Raw genomic sequence first — 21,264 nt, 5'->3', positions numbered from 1 at the left:
CCCGACACCGAGTTCCCCCTTCCCGACACCGAGTTCCCCCTTCCCGACACCGATGAAGCGGGACGGGGCACCGGAACAACGTCGAAGACCCGACGTCATGCCCGATGCCCCGTCACCGCAACCAATTTCGGGAGGCGGACTAGAACCTGCCGAGGTTCATGACCTTGTCCCAGGCCGCCACGAAGTCGCGGACGAACTTCTCCCGGGAGTCATCAGCGGCGTAGACCTCGGCGACCGCGCGCAGCTCGGAGTTCGAGCCGAAGACGAGGTCGGCGCGGCTGCCGATCCACTTGACGGTGCCGGTGGCGAGGTCGCGGCCCTCGAAGGTCTCCGCGTCCTCCGACGTCGCCGACCACTGCGTGTCCATGTCGAGCAGGTTCACGAAGAAGTCGGTGGTCAGCGACCCCGGCGTCGAGGTGAAGACGCCCAACTGGGACTGCTGGTGGTTCGCGCCCAGGACCCGCAGGCCGCCCACGAGGACGGTCATCTCGGGCGCGGTCAGGGCCAGCAGGTTCGCGCGGTCGACCAGGAGGTACTCCGACGGCAGCCGGTTGCCCTTCCCGCGGTAGTTGCGGAACCCGTCCACGGTGGGCTCGAGCGGCGCGAACGACTCGACGTCGGTCTGCTCCTGCGTGGCGTCCGTGCGGCCCGGGGTGAAGGGGACCTCGATGTCGAAGCCCGCGTCCTTGGCGGCCCGCTCGACCGCGGCGCAGCCGCCGAGCACGATCAGGTCGGCGAGGGAGACCTTCTTCCCGCCCACCGGCTGTGCGCTGTTGAAGCCCGCCTGGATGCCCTCCAGGGCGCCCAGCACCTTCGCGAGCGTGTCGGGGTTGTTGACCTCCCAGCCGCGCTGGGGCTCAAGCCGGACCCGCGCACCGTTCGCGCCGCCGCGCTTGTCGCCGCCGCGGAACGTCGAGGCCGACGCCCACGCGGTCGAGACGAGCTCGGCGACCGACAGCTCCGAGTCGAGGATCCGGGCCTTGAGCGCGGCGATGTCGGCCGCGTCGACGAGTTCGTGGTCGACGGCGGGCACCGGGTCCTGCCAGATCAGCGTCTCCTGCGGCACCAGCGGTCCGAGGTAGCGCTGGATCGGGCCCATGTCGCGGTGGGTGAGCTTGAACCACGCCCGGGCGAACGCGTCGGCGAACTGGTCCGGGTTCTCCAGGAAGCGCCGCGAGATCGGCTCGTAGACCGGGTCGAGCCGCAGCGCGAGGTCGGTCGTGAGCATCGTCGGGGGCCGGGTCAGCGAGCCGTCCTCCGGGTCGGGCACGGTGTTCGCGCCCCCGCCGTCCTTGGGCTGCCACTGGTGGGCGCCCGCGGGGCTCTTCGTCAGTTCCCACTCGAAACCGAACAGGGTCTCGAAGAAGGTGTTGTCCCACTTGGTCGGCGTGGGCGTCCAGGTGACCTCGAGGCCGCTGGTGATCGCGTCGCGGCCCTTGCCGCTGCCGAAGGTGTTCTTCCAGCCGAGGCCCTGCTCCTCGATCGAGGCGCCCTCGGGCTCGGCGCCGACGAACTCGTCGGGGTCGGCCGCACCGTGCGCCTTGCCGAAGGAGTGCCCGCCCGCGATCAGCGCGACGGTCTCCTCGTCGTTCATCGCCATCCGGCGGAACGTCTCGCGGATGTCGCGGGCCGAGGCCAGCGGGTCCGGGTTGCCGTTGGGGCCCTCGGGGTTGACGTAGATCAGGCCCATCTGCACAGCCGCCAGGGGGCTCTCCAGCTCCCGGTCGCCGGTGTAGCGCTCATCGCCGAGCCAGGTGCGCTCCGGACCCCAGTAGACGTCCTCGTCCGGCTCCCACACGTCCGCGCGGCCGCCGGCGAAGCCGAAGGTCTTGAAGCCCATGGTCTCCAGCGCGCGGTTGCCCGCGAAGATCATCAGGTCGGCCCAGGAGATCTTGCGGCCGTACTTCTGCTTGATCGGCCAAAGCAGCCTGCGGGCCTTGTCGAGGTTGCCGTTGTCGGGCCAGCTGTTGAGCGGCGCGAAACGCTGCATGCCCGCGCCCGCGCCGCCGCGGCCGTCCTCGATGCGGTACGTGCCCGCGCTGTGCCACGCCATCCGGATCATGAACGGCCCGTAGTGGCCGAAGTCGGCGGGCCACCAGTCCTGCGACGACGTCATCAGCTCGTCGACGTCGCTGGTCAGCGCGTCAAGGTCGAGCGTGGCGAACTCGGCGGCGTAGTCGAAGTCCCCACCCATGGGGTCGGACGCGGTGGAGTGCTTGCGCAGGATCGCCAGGTTGAGCTGGTTGGGCCACCAACCGCGGTTACCGCCGCCCTCGGTCGGGTGGTTGAGCTTGCCTGCCGAGACCGGGCACCCGCCCGCCCTCTCCTCGTTCATCTCTCCAACGACGGCGTCAGGACTGTCAGACACAGGAATCCTTCCAAGATGAGATGCGTGCTCAGGAACTGGTGGTGGTGGAGCAGCCAGGGCACAGGCCCCAATAGATGACCTCGGCCTCGTCGATCGTGAAGCCGTGGTCGTCGGAAGCGGTGAGACACGGTGTGTCGCCGACAGCGCAGTCGACATCGGCGATGGCACCACACGATCGGCACACGACATGGTGGTGGTTGTCGCCGACCCGCGCCTCATAGCGCGCCACGGAGCCCGGCGGCTCGATCCGCCGCAGCAGACCGGCTGTGGTCAACGCGCGCAGCACGTCGTAAACGGCCTGGTGGGACACCCCGCCCAGGCCCTCGCGGACCGCGCCGATGATCGAATCCGTGTCGGCGTGCGGCCGGTCGTGCACCACGGACAGCACCGCCACCCGGGGCCGCGTCACGCGCAGCGAAACCCCGCGGAGCATGCGCTCGAAGTCCGTTGGAGTGGGCACGCCCCCGAGTGTGCCCCATTTTCTGGAATCAATCAAGATTTGGCCGGAGGCTCAGTGCTCCTCGACGCGCAGCGCTCCCGAGGGGCAGGTCGCGACGACCGCGCGCAGATGGGCGGCCCGGCGCCGTAGACCTCGGTGTGCGTGAAGACGATCAACTTCTCGGTGAGCTGGTATTCGGCGAAACCCGCCAGCTCGTCACCGACCCGTGCCTCGAAGCGCGTCCGCTCACGTTTGTCCACCACGTCGACCATCGTCACCTCACATCCGGGGATCCAGGTGGTCCACCCTAAGCCAGCCGAGAGGCCTGTTGATCAGGCTCAGGTCAGGTCCGAGCACCGGGTGGCGTCGGGGTCGGTCGCGGCCTCGGGCACCCACCGCACATTGGCGAAGGACGCCTGGAACGGGCCGTCGGTGTAGACCAGGAACGGTGTGTTGACGTTCTCCAAGTCCAGTCCGACGGCGGCGAAGCAGTCGACGGGGATCTTGACGGTCGATTTCACGCCGATGGGCAGGCCTTGGAACAAGGTCGTGGCCGCCACTTCCGACATGCACGGGTATCCACAGTGGACTCCAATGACGGTTCGGTTGGCCGGGGGCTGATGGACGATCACATCGAACACCACAGCGCTGTCGGCGTTCAGGTAGGGCCGCAGATCCGTTCCACCGTTGGGATTCTGGAGGTAGACCTGCCCAGGGCCGGTGCCCGTCCAGGTCGTCTTGAGGGCGTCGCCTTGGACGTTGACGTCGGCCGGAACAACCGAGATCGAGCCGTGCGCCTCGGTCAGGTCCGGGCCGATCTCGGTGCCGCCCCAGTTATCGGGCGATCCGAGGAAACTCTTGTACGGTGCGACATCCTGCCGGACGAAGACCTCGAGTTCCTCGTCGGCGTCGCCGCCTCCCCCGCCGCAGCTATAGCCGGGCGAGGCCTCATCCAGGGTCGGCACGGACCCGGTCTGGCCGTCGCGCAGGCCGTAGCCCAAGGTGAACAGCGGGTCGTAGCCGTCCATGCCGGGGTTCAGCGGTGTCTGACACGCCGAGCGGGGCCACGAGTACGACAGCGACCCGGTGAAACCACGGCCGTGGTTGGGACCCCGAACAAGCAGGTCGGCGACGCCGCCGCCCTCGGTGCCGGGGAGCCAGGCCGCCACGAACGCGGCCGAGCGGTTCAGCTCGCGGTTGACGTGCAGCGGGCGGCCGGACACCAGCACGGTGACCACCGGTGCGCCTTTGCCGCTTACCTTGTCCAGCACCGCGATGTCCGCGGGCTGCAGGCGGGCCAGCTCCAGCGTGCGGCGGGTGAGGTCGCCGACGCCTTCGGCGTACGGGGTCTCGCCGATGACGGCGACCACCGCGTCGAAGCCAGCCGGGTCGACGTCGCCGGTCTCGCTGAACGTGACGTTGCCCGCGCCCAGCACCTCGCGCAGACCGCCGAGGATCGTGGTGCCGACCGGGAAGTCGTCGTTGGTGTTCCCGGTTCCCTGCCAGGTCAGCGTCCAACCGCCGGTCTGGTTCTGCAAGCTGTCGGCGCTCTTGCCGACCACCAGCACCTTCGCGTCTCGGGCCAGCGGCAGCACGTTCCCGTTGTTCTTCAGCAACACCTGCGACTTGCGAACCGCGTCGCGGGCCAGTTCCCGCGCCCGCAAGGCGTCGGTCGAGCCGGCGTGTTCGCGGGCCGACGGCTTCGGCGCGTCGAACACCCCCGAGCGCAGCTTCACGCGCAGGATTCGGGTGACGGCGTCGTCGATGCGGGCCGTCGCGATCTCGCCGCTCTCAACCTGGGCGATGGTGTTCTGAATGAACGCCTTCCAGTCGTTGGGCACCATCACGATGTCGATGCCCGCGTTGATCGCCCTGGCGCAACTGGCGTTCGTGCAGCCGTCGACCTGGCCGATGCCGTTCCAGTCGGACACGACCAGCCCGTCGAAGCCCATCTTGCCTTTGAGGATGCCGTTGAGCGCGAGGTCGCTGCCATGCAGCTTGCCCTCGGTGATGCCCAACTCGGGGTTGGTCCAGCTGTTGAACGACACCATGACGGTCTGCGCGCCCGCCGCGAGTGCGCCGTAGTACCCCTGCCCGTGGATGTTGATCATCTCGGCGTGCGACGACGGGTTGACCCCTTGGTCGCGACCGCCTTCGGTGCCGCCGTCGCCGATGAAGTGCTTGGCGGTGCCGATCACGCCGTCCGCGCCGATGCGCAGCGGGTGGTGGCCCTGCAGCCCGCGGATGGCCTCCCAGCCGTAGGCGCGGGTGATGCGCGGGTCTTCGGAGAAGCCCTCGTACGTGCGGCCCCACCGGTCGTCGCGGGCCACGGCCAAGGTGGGCGCGAACGCCCAGTCCTGCCCGGTGGCCCGGATCTGCTCGGCGGTGGCGGCGCTGACCGCGCGCACCAGGCACGGGTCGTGGGCGGCGCCGAGACCGATGTTGTGCGGGAAGACGGTGGCGCCGTAGACGTTGTTGTTGCCGTGCACGGCGTCGATGCCCCAGATCACCGGCACCTTGGTCCGGGTCGCCTTCGACGCCGTCCAGTAGGCGTCGGCCGGCGCCAGCCAGTCCCCCGGCGCGGCGTGCTTGTTCGCATCAGGCCAGGAGCCGCCGCCGTTGAGAACGGAGCCGATGCCGTACTCGCGGACCTCGTCGGGGGTGATCGCCGAGATCTCCGGCTGCGCCATCTGGCCGACCTTCTCGGCGAGGGTCATGTCCGCGACCATCCGGGCGACGCGCCGTTCGTCCACGGGGTTGCGCACGAAGCGGCTGCGCACCTTGGGCCAGTCCGACAGCGTGGGTAACCGCTCCTCGATCCGGGCGCACCCGTCCGGCCCGAGCGCGGGTTGCCCCACCACCGGCTGCCCACCCGCGGCGCTCTCCGCGGCCGCGGCCCCACTGACCAGCGTGGCGCCCAGCACCACCGCGAGCACGACTCGTCCCGCACGTTCCGCATACCCGTGTGCCATCTGTCAGTCCTCGCGAATCGGCGGCGACGTCCCGCCCCGGCGGGCGGCCCTGTCGAATGCTCTTCCACCGCCACCCGCTCCGTCAATAGAACTTTCGGTGGAACGTGGGAGCGCTTTCACGACCGATGTCCGCAGGCCGCGCTATGACGTCGAGGGTTCAGCGGTCCCGTTGGGCGCTAGTCCGCCAGCAGCTTGTCCAGCAGAGCTTCGAGTTGTGCGCGTTCAGCCTTGGCCAGGCGGGCGGACACCGTGGAGCCCGCGGCCACCCGGTCGGCGAGTTCGGCGCGCAGGGACATTCCCTGTTCGGTGAGGCTGAGCAGCTTGACGCGGCGGTCGGCGCCGGGGGCGCGTTCGATGAGCCCGAGCCGTTCCAGACGGTCGGCCAAACCGGTGACGTTAGAGGCGTCGCAGGACATTTCTGACGCCAGGTCGCGCATCGGGATTGGTTGTTCCAGGCCCAGCAGCGTGCGGGCCTGCAGGGGCGTGAGGCCCAGCGACGCGGAGACGGCCTCGAAGTCCTGCTCCATCCGCCGCACGACACGGAAGAGCTTGACGCTGAGGTCGCGCGCTTCTGCCAAGCGGGCGGCGTTCATGGACCCAGTCTACCCACCACCTCAATATTTGACGACCTCAACTACTTGTGCCAGACTTTCGGCAGTTGCTTGATGTGGTCAATCTTCTAGGAGGTCAACATGTCTGTCCTTACTGCCGCTCCCCGGTCCCAGACGATTCGGGGCGCGCTGAACATCGGAGGCATGGCCGTGATCGGTGCGGTCCTGGGCAATCTGCTGGTTCTGGTTGGCGGACGGCTGGCCGGTGCGGACATGTCGGTTGCCCAAACCGGCGCGACGGAAGCAATGGAGCTCGGCGCCGGGACCGTCGCGCTGATGACCGTCCTTCCGCTCGCGCTCGGCACCGCGGCACTCGCGCTGGCCACCCGATGGGGCCGACGCGGGTGGACCACGGTGGGGTGGCTGGGACTGGCGGTCGGACTGCTCACGACGGTGGCGCCGTTCACCGTGGAGGCGTCGGCCAGCACGTCCGTCACACTGGCGGCCATGCATGTGGTGGCCGGAGTCGTGTGGTTCGTTCTGATTCGACGGACGCGCCAAGACGTCTGACAGTCACAGGTCGGTGGCGATGATCTTCTCGATGTTCCGCTCGGCGAGCGCGGTGATGGTGACGAACGGGTTGACGCCGGTGTTGCCCGGGATCAGCGCGCCGTCGATGACGTACAGGCCGGGGTGTCCGTGCAGCCTGCCGTAGTTGTCGGTGGCCTTGTTCAGGACCGCGCCGCCGAGCGGGTGGTAGGTGAGGTGGTCGCCCCAGATCTTGTACGAGCCGAAGAGGTCGGTGCGGTAGATCGTCCCCTCCTTGGCGTTGATCTTGTCGAAGATGGTCCTGACCGCGTCGATGGACGGCTGCTTCCACGCGGTCTGCCAGTTCAGGTCCACCTTCCCGGTCGCGGCGTTCCAGGAGAACGCCGCGCGGTTCGGGTTCCTCGTGATCGACAGGTAGAGCGAGGCGTAGGTCTCGATCCCGGTGGGCAGCGGCGCGACCTCGGCGAACGCGCCGCCCGCGTCCCAGTTGTCGATGCCCGCGGTGGGCATGGACGCCTGGACCTTGCCGGTCGGGTCCCACATGTGGTTGGCGCGGCCGCACATGACGTTCCCGTTGTCGCCCCAGCCTTTGCCGATCTCGTCGTTCAACCCGGGTAACGCTCCGGTGGCCTTGAGCTTCGTCAGCAGCTTGCTGGTGCCGACGCTGCCCGCGGCGAAGAAGACCTTGTCCGCGGTCATGGTCACCGACGCCACGACGCCGCCACCGGTGTCGAGCCGGTCCATGGCCACGGCGTAGCCACCGCCTGCCGCCTGCGCGACCGACGTGACCTTGTGCAGTGGCGAGATGGTGACCTTGCCGGTGGCCATGGCCCGCGCGAGATAGGTCTCCCGCAGCGTCTTCTTGCCATGGTTGTTGCCGTAGATGACCTCGCCCGCCAACGCGGACTTGGGAACCGTCCCGGCCGCTTCCCGCTTCATGTAGTCGAAGTCGTAGACGTTGGGCACGAACACAAACGCGAAGCCGGACCGCTGCGCGTGCTTACGGCCGACCCGGGCGAACTGGTAGCAGTCGGCCGTCTCCCACCAGGCCACGTCGACATGGTTGACGCCGAGCCCGGCGTTGGCTCGCGGGTAGTAGCGGTCGTACATCTCGTCGGCGTTCACCGACGGGAGGACAGCCGCGAACCTCTCACGCCTGGGCGTGACGGCCATGCCGCCGTTGACGAGGGACCCTCCCCCGACACCGCGACCCTGGTAGACCGTGATGCCGCCGAACTCCTCGGCGTCGAGTATCCCGGTGTACCGCGGGACGTCCTTGTCGAGCGGGAATCCCAGGAAGTTGTTGATGGGCTGCTTGGTCCGGGTGCGCAGCCAGAAGGAGCGGTAGTCCGGTTTGGTCGTGTTCGCGAAGATCTTGCCGTCGGGACCTGGGGTGTCCCAGGACATGCCCATCTCGACCATGCGCACGTCTACGCCCGCCTGAGCCAGGCGCAGAGCGGCCACCGCTCCCCCGTATCCGGTGCCGATCACCAGCACCGGAACATGTGCCGCAACGGACGCACCCGCACGCCCGCCGAGCGCGGCGGCGGCCAGAATGGAACTTGTTCCTGCCATGAGTGCGCGCCGGGAGACGCGTCTACAGTCGTTACCGATTCGCGGTTTGCTCGTCATGTGACGTTCACCACTCTCGCTCGAATGAGAACAAGTTATACTTTGGTTCGCGCGCGAAGTCACGACATACCTGAAGACATTTTGCGTTCGATGCGGTCGTCGCGTCGCCCACTTGGGGCCGAGGTCGCGCCGCGCCCCGGGCTAGCGTGTCGGGTGTGGAGACTCCGGACGGTCCTCGTCCACTTCGGGACGTCGCGGCGCCGCACTGGCTGCGGCAGTTGGCGCGGCTGCGGCCCGCGCCCGCGGACTGGCGGCTGGCGGCCCGCGCCGCGCTCGCCGTGGCGACGCCGATCGCCGTCGGTGTGGCGTTCGGGCGCCTCGATATCGGTGTGCAGGCTTCGCTCGGGGCGCTGTGCGCGACGTTCATGGCCCGGTCGGGGCCGTACCGGTTCCGGCTGCGCCGCATTGGTTTCTCCGCATTGGCCGGGGCGACGGGCTTTCTCGTCGGTGGGCTGGCCGCGAGCCACGGGTGGATCGCCGCGGCGGTTGTCGTGGCGCTGGCGGCGATCTCGGCCGTGGTGTCCTCGATCGGGGCGAACGCGTCCGCGGCCGGACTGATGCTGCTGGTGTTCGGTGTGCTCGGCACCGGGCAGGCAGGCGTCTGGCATCCCGTCGCCGCGACCGGGTGGTTCGTGCTGGGGGCGGCTTGGACGCTGTTCCTCGCGATCGCGGCCTGGCCGGTGCGGGCGACCGTCCCCGAACGGGCCGCGCTCGCGTTCGTCTACTCGCGGCTGGCCGACCTGCTCACCGTGGTGGGCACGCGGGAATCGGGCTTCGCCCGGCAGCGGCTCACCGCGGCCATGAACGACGCCCACGACGCGCTGCTGACCGCGCGGTCGCGGTTGGAGGGCCGCGACGCCGACTACCGGCGGCTGTTCGTGCTGTTGTCGGAGACCACGCCCGTGGTCGAGGCCGCCGTCGCGCTGCACAACAAGCGGACCGCGCCGCCGGGAGCGCTCGTGTACGCGGTGATCGCCATCGGCGCCGCCATCCAGGAGGACGTGCCCGCGCCGCCGCTCGACCTGGTCGATGACTCCCCCTTGGCCGTCGCGCTGCGCGGGGTCGCGCGAGAACTCGGGGGTGAACCCCCGCCCGCGCCCGCGAGCCGGTCCCGACCCGACCGGCGTGAGCGATTCGCCGGGTACCTGGACGCCCTGCGGCCGGGTCCGGCCACGTGGCGGTTCGCCGCACGGCTGGCGTTCTGCGTCGGGCTCGCCGAGGTGGCGTCACGGCAGCTGCAGCTTGACCGGTCGTACTGGGTCACGCTGACCGTCGCGCTGGTGCTCAAACCGGACTTCGGCTCGGTGTTCGCGCGGGCCGTGCAGCGCGCAGTCGGCACGGTGTTCGGCGTCGCGCTGGGTGCGGCGGTGCTCGCGGTGAATCCGGGTGGCTGGGTGCTGGTGGCCCTGGCCGCCCTGTTCGCCGGGCTCCTGCCGGTGGGGCAGGCCCGCAACTACGGCCTGTTCTCGATCTTCGTGACGCCGCTGGTGATCATGCAGCTCGACCTCCGCCAGGCGGGCAGCTGGTCGCTGGTCTCCGCCCGGCTGGTCGACACCGCCGTGGGCTGCGCGATCGTGCTGGTGTTCGGCTACCTGCTCTGGCCCGGCAGCCGCACACCCCGGCTCGGCACCGAGATCGCCGCCGTCACCCGCACCCTCGCCGGGTACGCCGGCCGCGCGCTGGGCGCCGACCGGGGCGACTGGTCGGCATCGCGCCGCAAGACCTACCGCGAGCTGTCGGACCTGCGTGTCCAGGCGCAGCGGCTGATCTCCGAGCCGTCCCGGGCGGGCAGGCACGCGGCCGCGTGGTGGCCCGCGATCGTGGGGCTGGACCGGATCACCGACGCGGTCACCGGGGTCGCCGTCGATCTCGCGCACGGGTCCGCGCCACCCGAGCGGGCCGAGGTCGACCGGGTCGTGGCCGCCCTCGACGAGGTCGCCGCGGCCATCAGCGAGGAGCGCGCGCCCAGCGACACGCCGCCGCCCACGTCACCGCACCTGACCGCGGTGGCCACCAACCTGCTCGCCCTCTACGACGCGCTGCGCGGACCGAACTTCAGCGGCAGACGGCGATGACCGACCAAGTGGCCTGCTGAAATGACGCAGCGGTGGCCATACTGGAAGGCCACCTGCCGCCTTTAGCGTCGACGCGTGAACGACTGGCAGCACCGACCGACCTTGTCCGGCACCTTCGTCGACCTCGCCCCGCTCACCGAGGACCACTCCCCCGGCCTGTTCGAGGCGGGCAAGGAGCCGGCCATCTGGACCTGGCTCAGCACCCGCCAACCCCAGTCCCTCGCCGACACCGAGCGGATGGTCGCGGCCGCCCTGGCCGACCCGACCCGGCTCCCCTTCGTCCAGTTGGACGCGGTCACCGGCGAGGTCGCGGGCACCACATCGCTCTACGAGATCGACGAGCGCAACCGCGGGCTCTACATCGGCCACACCTGGATCGGCGCGCGGTGGCAGCGGACCGCGCTGAACACCGAGGCGAAGCTGATGCTGCTGCGGTGGGCGTTCGACCACCTGGGCGCGCTGCGCGTCGGCTGGCACACCGACAACCGCAACGAGCGGTCGCAGCGGGCGATCGAGCGGCTCGGCGCGTCCCGCGAAGGCGTGCTGCGCGCCCACAAGATCCGGCCGGACGACACCCTGCGGGACACGGTCGTCTACTCGGTCACCGCCCCGGAGTGGCCGGCTGTCCGAAGTGGACTCGAAGCGAGGCTGGACGAGCGCCCGGCGCGTTGATCGACCTGGTCATGACCTTGCGGGGCGCCTGCCCCTACGATTCCGGAGTGACCGCCTACGACGACTTCGGTGCGTTCAAGCACCTGGACACCTCGACCCTGCCGCCGCGTCAGCAGCGGATCCTCGCCACGATCCAGGAGTGGGTGGTCCGGCACGGGTATTCGCCGAGCACCCGGGAGATCGGCGACGCGGTCGGCCTGCGGTCCTCGTCGTCGGTGTCAAAGCACCTGGCGAGCCTGGAGGAGCGCGGGTTCCTGCGCCGCGGCGCGGGAGTGTCGCGGCCGATGGACGTGCGCGTGTTCCTGCGCGAGCACCCGTCGCGGCAGCCCGCGGCCGACTCGGTGTCGGTGCCCGTGGTCGGCCACATCGCGGCGGGGACGCCCATCACGGCCGACGAGCACCTCGACGACACCCTGAACCTGCCCCGCGAACTCACCGGGCGCGGCGACGTCTTCGGCCTGCGCGTGCGCGGCGACTCGATGGTCGACGCCGCGATCTGCGACGGCGACATCGTCGTGGTGCGCAGGCAGCACGAGGCCCACTCCGGCCAGATCGTCGCGGCGATGATCGATGACGAGGCCACTGTCAAGGTCTACCGCCGCCGCAACGGCCACGTCTACCTTGAGCCGCGCAACCCGGAGTACGACGTCATCGACGGGGACAACGCTGTCGTCCTGGGCATCGTCGTATCGGTCCTGCGCAGCATCTAGGCAGCATCTAAGCCGACGAACGGAGCCCCGGTGTCCCTCGACCGGGTCCTCGATCCCTTACGCGCGACCGCCTTCACCCTGTTCGGGGCGCCCACCTCGTGGATGGAGGTGGTCGGGTTCCTGACCGGGGCGCTGTGCGTGTGGCTGGTGGCCCAGTCGAGATCCACAACGAACTCATGCGGCGTTTCGTCGTCGAGGCCGCAGCGCTGTGTCTGACGGGCACGCCGATGCTGCAGCGCTTCCTGGCCGACACCTGGGCCTGGTGCGGCGGCAGCCGCGAATGGCACGCCACGACCAAGCGCTACCACGCCGAAAACGCCGCCTCGGTCCGCTCGCCGGCGTGCGGGAGACCGACATCGTCATTCGCAGTCTGGTTGAGCGACGATGTCGTCGGGCCCCGCCGCCGGGTGTCGCGCGTGGACAGGGTGACCGATCAGGAGCCAGTCGGAGAAACGCGTCCGGCTCCAGGGGTGCGAACACCCGGACCCGGTCTCTTGTCAAGAGCGTGGACGACGCTCCGGCTTGTCCGCCTTCGCCGCCTTGATGCGCGCTTCTTCCTTGCGGACCTCGGCCTGGGTCTCCCGCTCCTGCCGCAGCCAGTCCGGGTTCTCGGTCTTCAGCGCGTCGATCTGCTCGGTGGTGAGGGCCTCGGCGATTCCGCCGCGGGCGAGACCGCCGATGGAGATGCCCAGCTTCGCCGCGATGACCGGGCGGGGATGCGGGCCGTTGCGGCGCAGGTCGCGCAGCCACTCCGGTGGGTCGGCCTGCAGCGAGTTCAACTCGTCGCGCGAGACGACACCCTCCTGGAATTCCGCGGGGGTGGCTTCGAGGTACACGCCCAGCTTCTTCGCCGCGGTCGCGGGCTTCATCGTCTGGGGTGTCTTGTGCGACGTCATGGCGTTGAGGGTATCGGGCGTGTGCGCCAACGCCATTCACGCCCGGTAATCTGACCTGGTGACAGGCCCGGACGTACCCCGATCATTCACGCTCGCGTACGTCCCGGGGGTCATCCCCGGCAAGTGGGTGCGGACCTGGAACGAACGCACACCTGACGAGCCGCTGACCCTCCTGCAGGTCCCCGCCGCCGACGCCGCCGCCATGGTGCGCGACCGTGGTGCCGACGCGGTCCTCCTGCGGTTGCCGATCGACCGGACCGGCCTGCACGCGATCCCCCTCTACACCGAGACGACCGTGGTCGTGGTCCCCAAAGACCACCTCGTGGCCGCCGCCGACGAGGTGTCGGTCGACGACCTGACCGACAGCATCGTGCTGCACCCCCTCGATGACACCCTGGACTGGGACCGCCCGCCCGGGCTCCCGGCGATCGACCGCCCCGCCGCCACCCTGGACGCCATCGAACTCGTCGCGGCGGGCGTCGGGATCCTTGTCGTCCCCCAGTCACTGGCCCGGCTGCACCACCGCAAGGACGTCACCTACCGCCCGCTCACGGACGCCCCGCAATCGCAGGTGGCGCTGTCGTGGCTGGAGGACGAGACCACCGACGCAGTCGAACGTTTCATCGGCATCGTGCGCGGCCGGACCGACAACAGCACCCGGGGACGCCAACCGGCCACCCCGGAGAAGGCGAAGCGTCCCGCGGCCGAGGCGGGGAAGCAGGCGGGGAAGCAGGCGGGTGCCGCCAAGCGCCGCACTTCCGGTGCCGCACAAGACAAGCGCGGCAAACCCCGCCGCCGCTCCTAGCGGCTTCCCATCGCCCGCCCTGGCGCTTCTGGCCTTCATTCCAAGCCGCCTCCCGCTCTCCTCGCCTGGCGCTTCTGCCTTGGCCGCCCTGGCGCTTCTGGCCTTCATTCCAAGCCGCCTCCCGCTCTCCTCGCCTGGCGCTTCTGCCTTGGCCGCCCTGGCGCTTCTGGCCTTCATTCCAAGCCGCCTCCCGCTCTCCTCGCCTGGCGCTTCTGCCTTGGCCGCCCTGGCGCTTCTGGCCTTCATTCCAAGCCGCCTCCCGCTCTCCTCGCCTGGCGCTTCTGCCTTGGCCGCGCGGGCCAAGAGCGGCGCCCAGTTCCCCGCCGACCAGGCGCCCATTCCAAGCCGCGTCCCGCTCCCGTCCTGGCGCTTTTGGCTTTCGTCCCAAGCGGAGCGGTCTCCCTAATCCACCTTCATCCGATATCTTGATAGTAAATAGGGAATAGTCGAGATAAGCGACGGTATGGCGGGCTGGCCCGTTGGCGACTCCGGCATTCGTGTCCAGGCACCGACATAGGGCGGTGCCGGTTGTCGGTGTGTGCCGCTACGGTCTGCGGTTGTGGAGTTCCGTCTGCTGGGGCCGTTCGAGGTGCGTGTCGGGGAGCGGAAGGTGCTCATCCCCCGGCGGCGCGAGCGTGCCCTCCTGGCGGTCCTCGCCCTTGAGCCGGGCAAGGCCGTGTCGGCTGATCGGCTGACCGACCTGCTCTGGGAGGCCGATCCGCCCGCCGCCAGCGCCGCCGCGCTGCGCACGCACGTGAGCAGGCTGCGCACGGCTCTCCCCGCCGAGCTGGCCGTGATCGAGCGGCAGGGCGCCGGGTACGCGCTGCTGGTCGACCCGGAGCGGGTGGACGCCCACCGGTTCCGGGCGCTGCTCGCCGCCGGGGCCGACGCCGACGACGCCACCACCCGGGCCGACCTGCTGCACGCCGCGCTGCTGCTGTGGCGTGGGCCCGCGCTGGGCGATCTCGGGCCCGATTTGGCCGAGCGGCTCTGTCGTGGCCTGCGGGAGTCCCGGCTCGACGCCCTGGACCTGCGGATCGAGGCCGATCTGGCGCTGGGCAGGCACCGTGAGGTGATCCCCGAGCTGCACGCCCTGATCGTGGAAACACCCGAGCGCGAGCGGTTCACCTCCCATCTGATGCTCGCCCTGCACCGCGACGGCAGGCGCACCGAGGCGCTGGCCGCGTACGCCGACCGCAGGCAGGTGCTGGCCGACGAGTTCGGCCTCGACCCGGGCCCGGAGCTGCGGGCCCGCCACGAGCAGGTGCTGCGCGACGACCCGGGGCTCGCGCTGGTCCTCCCCCAGGAACCGAAGGGCCCGAACACGCTGCCGTACGGCGTCGCCGACTTCACCGGCCGCGCCGCCGAGATCGACGAGCTGCTCGACCGGGTCAGCGCGGGCCCCGGGGGCAGCGTGGCCATCTCCGCCATCGACGGCATGGCCGGGGTGGGCAAGACCGCGCTCGCGCTGCACGTCGCCCACCGGCTCACCTCGGAGTTCCCCGACGGGCAGCTGTTCCTCGACCTGCACGCGCACACCGGCTACCAGGGTCCGGTCGAGCCGGGCAGCGCGCTGGAGCGGCTGCTGCACACCGTGGGCGTGCCCGCCGACGCGGTGCCCGCGCGGCTGGAGGAGCGGGCGGCGCTGTGGCGCTCGCGGCTCGCGGGCAGGCGCATGGTGATCGTGCTCGACAACGCGGCGAGTGCCGACCACGTCCGGCCGATGCTGCCGGGCGCCCCGGGGTGTCTGGTCCTGGTCACCAGCAGGCGCAGACTCACCGGGCTGGCGGGCGCGGCGCCGCTTTCATTGGAGCCGCTGCCCACCGACGACGCCGCCGCACTGGTGCGCCGCGTGGTGGGCCGGGCGGCGGCCGAGCCTGCGCCGGTGGCCGAGTTGGTCGGCCTGTGCGGGCACCTGCCGCTGGCGATCCGGGTCGCGTCGGCCCGGCTGCTGCACCGTCCGTCGTGGACAGTCGGGCACCTCGTCGACCGGCTGCGCGGCGAACGCGACCGGCTCGCCGAACTCGCCGCCGAGGACCGGGGCGTGGCCGCCGCGTTCGCCTTGTCCTACCACCAGCTCGACACCGACCAGCGGCGGATGTTCCGGCTGCTGGGCACCCACGTGGGCGCCGACGTCGACGTGTACGCGGCGGCCGCGCTGGTGGACCTGTCGGTGGAGAAGGCCGAGCTGCTGCTGGAAAGCCTGCTCGACGTGCACCTGCTCACGCAGCGCACCCACGGCCGCTACGCCTGGCATGACCTGCTGCGGGAGTACGCGGCCGGGGTGGCCGTCGCCGAGGAGTCCCCGGAGTGCCTCGACCGCGCGGCTGGGCGGCTGCTCGACTTCTACCTGTTCACCTCGGACCTGGCCAACCAGGTGCTCATGCCCAGCCGCGAGCCCGGCCCGTCGCCCCTGACCACCCGGCCCGCCGACCACCCCCGCTTCGAGGGACATCCCGCGGCCACCGACTGGTTCCACGCGGAACGCGCCAACCTCGTCGCGGCGGTGCTGAGCGCACCAACGCTGCGCCGCGCCGCGCACGCCTGGGCGATCACCCGGAACATGGCGATGTACCTCATCATCGGCGGCCACCTCGACGCCCACCTCGCCACCCACACCGTGGCCATAGACCAGGCCCGACTCGCGGCCGACACGGGCGCGGAGACGACGGCGCTGCTCAACCTCGCCACCGGCTGCTGGATGTCCGACCGCTACCAACTGGCCATCGACCCGCTGACCAGGGCGCTCGAACTGACCAGGGCGGCAGGTGACCGCTTCAGCGAAACGGTCGCCCTCAACCGGCTCGCCGTCCTGCACGACAGCCTCGGCGACTCCACGAAGGCCATGGACCTGGCCCGGGAGGCGCTGGCGGTCGCCCAGGAGAGCGGCAACCCCCGCGAGGAGATCTTCGCCGAATGGGCCCTCAGCGGCCTGCACTGCGAGCAGGACAGCCCGGCCGAGGCCCTGGCCGCGGGCGAACGCGTGCTGGAGATCGCCGAGCGCATCGGCGAGTCGATGTGGGCGGTAGCGGGCCGAATCCGCCTCGCGAACGCGACCGCGCGCCTCGGCGGCGACCCCTGGCCGATCTTCGCCGAGGCGGTGGAGATCGGCCGACGCATTGGTGACCCGATGCACGTCGCGGAGGCTTTGGTCGACCAAGCCGAATGCCACCTCCTGCTGTCCGACCCACAGGCCGCACTGGCCGACGCCACGGAAGCCATGGACCTGATCAGCCAGGGCAGCAGACCATCGGTGACGAGCGCCGCCCACGGCGCCCTGGCCTCGGCTCACCTCGCGTTGGGAAACCTCGCCACGGCAAGGGAACACGCCGACCTGGCGTTGGCCGCCGCCGCTGGGGTGGGCCACGTCCGCTTGCGGGAGAAGGCTGAAGCGACACTCGCCGCGTTGGCTGACCACCTTTGATCCATCCGGGACTTCAGGCACGTCGATGGTGACGGACCAGACCGTCCTCCGGTCTCGGTGCCTGCCAGTTCGAGCGACACACCACCACCCCGAAACGCAAGGGGCAGAACGGAACGGTCTGTTTGGGTGGTTCGCCTTGATCCGGGGTGAGAAGGACCTGAACTCTCGCGGCGCGGGGCAGTTTCCTCACCCGAACCCGCTGACCATCAGCCAGTCCACCGGTACCGCCGCTCCGGCCGTCCAGTTCCCCCATACCGCAACCGAACCTCAGCCCGCCCAGTATCGACGAAGTGCTCCAAATACCGCCGAGCACTGACCCGGGACAACTGAGCCACCGCGGCACATTCAGCCGCGGACATGTCCTCCGAAGAAGAAGCCCGCAACACCTGCTCCACCAACTCCGCGGTCTGAGCCGTCAACCCCTTGGGCAAGTTCGAAGATCCACGAGGCCGAGACCCGAACACCTGGTCCACATCGGACTGCCCGGCCGTGGACAACGCCCCAAGTTTCGTATGCAGCGAAGCGAAATGCTGCAACTGGTCATATAGCGCCGGATACGTGAACGGCTTGATCAAATAGTGCAGCACCCCACCCCGCATCGCCCCGCGCACGGTGTCCACATCGTTCGCGGCGCTGATCACGATCACGTCAGTATCGTCGTGGCCTGCCCGCAGGTGGCGCAGGACAGTGAGCCCGTCCATGTCCGGCAGGTAGATGTCGAGCAGCACCAGGTCCGGGCGCAGCTCCCGAACCAGCCGAAGCGCATCAGCGCCCGTGTGTGCCACACCGACGACCTCACACCCGGGCGTCCGGGCGACATAGCCGCTGTGCACCTTCGCGACCATGAAGTCGTCGTCGACCACCAGCACCCGGATCATGCGGGCACCTCTGTCGGCAGCGTGGCCGTGAACACCGCTCCATCAGCGTTGTGCACCGAGACCGTGCCGTTCCGCCGGACGCAGGTCTGCCGGGTCAGCGCCAGGCCCAGGCCACGCTGCCCGCCCTCCTCTGCGGCCTTCGTGGTGAACCCGTGCCGGAACACCTCCTCGACGATCTCCGGCGCCACCCCCGGCCCGGAGTCGCGCACGGTCACCGCCACCTCCGCCGCGCCGTGCCGGATGTCGACCTCGATCCACCCGGGACCGTCGGAAGGCTGCCCGCGCAACGCGTCCAGGGCGTTGTCGACCAGGTTGCCCAGGACTGTCACCAGGTCGCCGGACAGGGCGTCGTCCACATCCCCAAGGGTGCTCGCAGGCGAGAGCCGCAGCCCGACACCCTGTTCCGCGGCCAGGCTGGCTTTCGCGATGAGCAGGGCGGCGACCGCGGAGTCGGCGATCCGGCCGCTGACCTCGGCGTGCCACTGGTCCTGGGTGGCGCTGACCCGGTCGACGTAGTTGCGGACCTCGTCGTACTCGCCGAGTTCGATCAGGCCCGCGATGGTGTGCAGCCGGTTGGTGAACTCGTGTGCCTGCGCCCGCAGGGTCTCGGTGATGTTGCGGTTGGCGTCGAGCTGGTCCTGCAGCTGAACCAGCTCGGTGCGGTCGCGCAGGGTGACCACGGCACCAAGCGACCGGCCATCGCGCGCGATCGGCATGCGATTCATGACCAGTACCTTGCCGCGCCGCAGGCCGATCTGGTCGGCGCCCCTCGCCCGGCCGGTGAGCACGTCGACCAGCCGGTCGTTGAGGTCGAGTTCGTCCACAGTGCGCCCCACGGCGTCCGCGCGTAGTGACAGCAGGCTGCGCGCCTGGTCGTTGACCAGCGTGACGCGGTGCTGCTGGTCCAGGCCGAGCACGCCCTCCCGGATGCCGTGCAGCATCGCCTCGCGGTGCTCGACCAGCCCGGTGATCTCGTGCGGCTCCAGTCCGAGGGTCTGCCGCTTGACCCACCACGCCAGCCACAGCGACCCGGCCACGCCGAGACCGGTCGCTATCCCGAGCAGCACCACCAGGTTGCCGGGCGAGTCGACCAGCGCCTGCCACAGGCTCGGCTGCTCGCGGCCCGCGACCACGATGCCGATGATCTCGCCGTTCTTGGTGACCACGGGGACATGCGCGACGACGGACCCGTCGATCACCCCGACCCAGGACCGCCCGGAGGTGACCGTGCTGTCGCCGATGGGCAGGGGCAGCCCATCCTGCCGCGGGTCCGAGGAGGTCAGGACTACCAGGTCCGACCGGGTGATGACCATCGAGTCGGCCCCGGACAGCGCCCGCCCGGACTCGGCGAACGGCGCCAGCGTCTCGTGCCGGGCCGGGTCCTCCAGCGCGGACCGCAGCCCCGGGTTGGCCGCGACGTCCTCGGCGACGCCGAGCATCCGCCTGCCCTCGGTGTCGCGGAAGGACGCCGACGCCTGGGCGATGCCGACCGCGGCCACCGCCACCAGCAGGACCAACACGATCCCGAGTTGCAGCACGAGAAGCTGACGCGCCAGCGAGCCCTTCTTGCCCATGCGCCACCTCCGGCCACGTCGACGGGCCTTGAGTGTGGCCCCCAATACGCGCGCGTGCACGTGAACACAACGACCACAACGATCTATGCGGCCGCAATGCAGACGTAACCGGCGCGACACCGCACGATTCGGGGAACTTGGCAAAGAGAGGCAGGGATCACAATGAGGCTGCGCAAGCTGCTCCCGCTGGCCGCGGCACTGGTCGTCGCGGCGACCGGAACCGCGTGCACCCAGGCGGGCGGCACCGGCGGTCAGTCCGGCGGACAGAACAAGGTCACCGGGTTCCGCGTCATGGTGCCCAACACCCCCGGTGGCGGGTACGACGTCACCGCCCGGACCTCGGCCAAGGCCATGGAGGAGGCGGGCCTGGCGCGCAACGTCGAGGTGTTCAACCTGCCCGGCGCGGGCGGCACCGTCGGCCTCGGCAGGCTCGTCGGCGAGAAGGGCAACGGCAAGCTGGCCATGCAGATGGGCCTCGGCGTCGTCGGCAGTGTCTACACGAACAAGTCGCCGTCGACGCTGCAGGACACCACGCCCATCGCCCGGCTGATCGAGGAGCCCGACATCATCGTGGTGTCGAAGAACTCGAAATACACCGACATCAAGCAGCTCATCGAGGCGTGGAAGGCCGACCCCGGCGCGGTGCCCGTGGGCGGCGGCTCCTCCCCCGGCGGCCCCGACCACCTCGCGCCGATGCTGGTCGCCGACGCGATCGGGCTGGAGCCGAAGAAGGTCAACTACGTGCCGTTCGACGGCGGCGGTGAGCTGCTGGCCTCGGTGCTGGGCAACAAGGTCGCCTTCGGCGTGTCCGGTGTGGGCGAGTACATGGACCAGATCAAGGCCGGTGAGCTGCGGGTCCTCGCGGTGACCGGCAAAGACCGGGTGTCCGGTGTGGACGCCCCGACGCTGAAAGAATCCGGTGTGGACGTCGAGTTCACCAACTGGCGCGGTGTGGTGGCCCCTCCCGGCATCAGTGACGCCGACCGGAAAGCCATGATCGACCTCTACACCAAGCTGCACGCCTCGGAGCAGTGGAAGCAGGCGCTGGCGAAGAACGGCTGGCAGGACGCGTTCACCACCGGCGACGACTTCGCCGCCTTCCTGAAGAAGGAGAACGACCGGGTCGGCGACGTGCTCACGAAGCTCGGCCTGACGGCGTGAACACCATGACCGAACACGAGACCGGGTCGGCCGCCCCCGCGGCGGCCGACCCGGCCCCGGCCGGCGCCCGGCAGTGGCTGCGGGAGCACTCGGAGCTGGGTGTGGCGGTCGTGCTGCTCGCCCTGGGCGGGCTGGTGGTCGTCGACGCGCTGTCGATGTCCACGTCGTTCGCCCAGCGCGGCCCGGTCGGACCGCGCGCGGTCCCGCTGGCTGTCGGCGGCCTGCTGGTCGCCATCGCGGTCGCGCTGACCGTGGACGTGCTGCGCGGCGGCAAGGGCGAGGCCGAGGGCGGCGAGGACGTCGACCTGTCGACCCCGCCGGAGTGGCGCACGGTGCTGCTGCTGGCGGCGGCCTTCATCGCCAACATCGCGCTGGTCGACCTGGTCGGCTTCCCGATCTCGGGCGCCATCCTGTTCTGGGGCTCGGCGTACGCGCTGGGCAGCAGGCACTGGGTCCGCGACCCGGCGATCGCGGTGGTGCTGTCGGTTTCGGCGTACCTGCTGTTCCAGAAGCTGCTTGGCGTGCCGCTGCCCGGCGGTCCGCTCGAAGGGATCTGAG

Annotated in this window: 17 protein-coding genes; 8 read left to right on the top strand and 9 right to left on the bottom strand. The window is 70.3% G+C overall.

Annotated elements, in window-relative coordinates:
- Nucleotides 1–139: 139 nt before the first annotated feature.
- From katG to ACUZ2Y_RS03480, 5 genes are all read right to left on the bottom strand, one after another.
- Entirely contained in the window at nt 140–2,368 is a 2,229-nt protein-coding gene (gene katG / locus ACUZ2Y_RS03500) for a catalase/peroxidase HPI (RefSeq protein WP_476326811.1), read from the bottom strand.
- Between the two features lie 28 nt (nt 2,369–2,396).
- On the bottom strand, nt 2,397–2,828 hold the full coding sequence (locus tag ACUZ2Y_RS03495; RefSeq protein ID WP_476326809.1) for a Fur family transcriptional regulator: 432 nt from the start codon (nt 2,826–2,828) through the stop codon (nt 2,397–2,399).
- 32 nt (nt 2,829–2,860) lie between these two features.
- Entirely contained in the window at nt 2,861–3,079 is a 219-nt protein-coding gene (locus ACUZ2Y_RS03490; RefSeq protein ID WP_476331560.1) for a GNAT family N-acetyltransferase, read from the bottom strand.
- Nucleotides 3,080–3,145: 66 nt separating this feature from the next.
- Nucleotides 3,146–5,779 carry a glycoside hydrolase family 3 N-terminal domain-containing protein gene (locus ACUZ2Y_RS03485; RefSeq protein ID WP_476326807.1) on the bottom strand — a complete coding sequence of 878 codons (2,634 nt, stop codon included), beginning with the start codon at nt 5,777–5,779 and terminating at the stop codon, nt 3,146–3,148.
- Between the two features lie 176 nt (nt 5,780–5,955).
- On the bottom strand, nt 5,956–6,372 hold the full coding sequence (locus ACUZ2Y_RS03480; protein WP_476326805.1) for a MarR family winged helix-turn-helix transcriptional regulator: 417 nt from the start codon (nt 6,370–6,372) through the stop codon (nt 5,956–5,958).
- A 162-nt stretch (nt 6,373–6,534) separates the two neighbouring features.
- Between ACUZ2Y_RS03480 and ACUZ2Y_RS03475 the strand changes: the two genes are divergently transcribed.
- A complete protein-coding gene (locus tag ACUZ2Y_RS03475) occupies nt 6,535–6,900 on the top strand; it encodes a DUF6069 family protein (RefSeq protein WP_476326803.1) in 366 nt (121 codons plus the stop codon).
- Nucleotides 6,901–6,903: 3 nt separating this feature from the next.
- Here ACUZ2Y_RS03475 and ACUZ2Y_RS03470 read toward each other — a convergent pair whose 3' ends face one another.
- Nucleotides 6,904–8,454 carry a GMC oxidoreductase gene (locus tag ACUZ2Y_RS03470; protein ID WP_476326801.1) on the bottom strand — a complete coding sequence of 517 codons (1,551 nt, stop codon included), beginning with the start codon at nt 8,452–8,454 and terminating at the stop codon, nt 6,904–6,906.
- A gap of 212 nt (nt 8,455–8,666) precedes the next feature.
- Between ACUZ2Y_RS03470 and ACUZ2Y_RS03465 the strand changes: the two genes are divergently transcribed.
- The 3 genes from ACUZ2Y_RS03465 (at nt 8,667) to lexA (ending at nt 11,968) form a co-directional block, all read left to right on the top strand.
- On the top strand, nt 8,667–10,586 hold the full coding sequence (locus ACUZ2Y_RS03465) for an FUSC family protein (RefSeq protein ID WP_476326799.1): 1,920 nt from the start codon (nt 8,667–8,669) through the stop codon (nt 10,584–10,586).
- A 75-nt stretch (nt 10,587–10,661) separates the two neighbouring features.
- Nucleotides 10,662–11,258, top strand: coding sequence for a GNAT family N-acetyltransferase (locus ACUZ2Y_RS03460; protein ID WP_476326797.1), 597 nt, complete (start codon nt 10,662–10,664; stop codon nt 11,256–11,258).
- A gap of 47 nt (nt 11,259–11,305) precedes the next feature.
- Nucleotides 11,306–11,968: a transcriptional repressor LexA gene (lexA, locus tag ACUZ2Y_RS03455; RefSeq protein WP_476326795.1), complete on the top strand. Its 663-nt coding sequence runs from the start codon at nt 11,306–11,308 to the stop codon at nt 11,966–11,968.
- A 497-nt stretch (nt 11,969–12,465) separates the two neighbouring features.
- Here lexA and ACUZ2Y_RS03450 read toward each other — a convergent pair whose 3' ends face one another.
- Nucleotides 12,466–12,837: a DUF5997 family protein gene (locus ACUZ2Y_RS03450; RefSeq protein WP_476331557.1), complete on the bottom strand. Its 372-nt coding sequence runs from the start codon at nt 12,835–12,837 to the stop codon at nt 12,466–12,468.
- A gap of 85 nt (nt 12,838–12,922) precedes the next feature.
- Between ACUZ2Y_RS03450 and ACUZ2Y_RS03445 the strand changes: the two genes are divergently transcribed.
- On the top strand, nt 12,923–13,669 hold the full coding sequence (locus ACUZ2Y_RS03445; RefSeq protein WP_476326793.1) for a LysR family substrate-binding domain-containing protein: 747 nt from the start codon (nt 12,923–12,925) through the stop codon (nt 13,667–13,669).
- Between the two features lie 559 nt (nt 13,670–14,228).
- Nucleotides 14,229–17,093: an AfsR/SARP family transcriptional regulator gene (locus ACUZ2Y_RS03440; RefSeq protein WP_476326791.1), complete on the top strand. Its 2,865-nt coding sequence runs from the start codon at nt 14,229–14,231 to the stop codon at nt 17,091–17,093.
- A gap of 206 nt (nt 17,094–17,299) precedes the next feature.
- Here ACUZ2Y_RS03440 and ACUZ2Y_RS03435 read toward each other — a convergent pair whose 3' ends face one another.
- Nucleotides 17,300–17,971 carry a response regulator gene (locus tag ACUZ2Y_RS03435; protein ID WP_476326789.1) on the bottom strand — a complete coding sequence of 224 codons (672 nt, stop codon included), beginning with the start codon at nt 17,969–17,971 and terminating at the stop codon, nt 17,300–17,302.
- A complete protein-coding gene (locus ACUZ2Y_RS03430) occupies nt 17,968–19,545 on the bottom strand; it encodes a sensor histidine kinase (RefSeq protein ID WP_476326787.1) in 1,578 nt (525 codons plus the stop codon). Before ACUZ2Y_RS03430 ends, ACUZ2Y_RS03435 begins: the two co-directional genes overlap by 4 nt.
- Nucleotides 19,546–19,707: 162 nt before the next feature.
- Between ACUZ2Y_RS03430 and ACUZ2Y_RS03425 the strand changes: the two genes are divergently transcribed.
- Together ACUZ2Y_RS03425 and ACUZ2Y_RS03420 are read left to right on the top strand one after the other, a co-directional pair.
- Nucleotides 19,708–20,706 carry a Bug family tripartite tricarboxylate transporter substrate binding protein gene (locus ACUZ2Y_RS03425; RefSeq protein ID WP_476326785.1) on the top strand — a complete coding sequence of 333 codons (999 nt, stop codon included), beginning with the start codon at nt 19,708–19,710 and terminating at the stop codon, nt 20,704–20,706.
- A gap of 5 nt (nt 20,707–20,711) precedes the next feature.
- Complete coding sequence (locus tag ACUZ2Y_RS03420) at nt 20,712–21,263, top strand: tripartite tricarboxylate transporter TctB family protein (protein WP_476326783.1); 552 nt, start codon at nt 20,712–20,714, stop codon at nt 21,261–21,263.
- Nucleotide 21,264: the final 1 nt, after the last annotated feature.

It is taken from the genome of Actinokineospora sp. UV203, from assembly GCF_056323665.1.
Note: the sequence above shows the minus strand (reverse complement) of the source record. Positions and strands in the feature narration are given on the sequence as shown.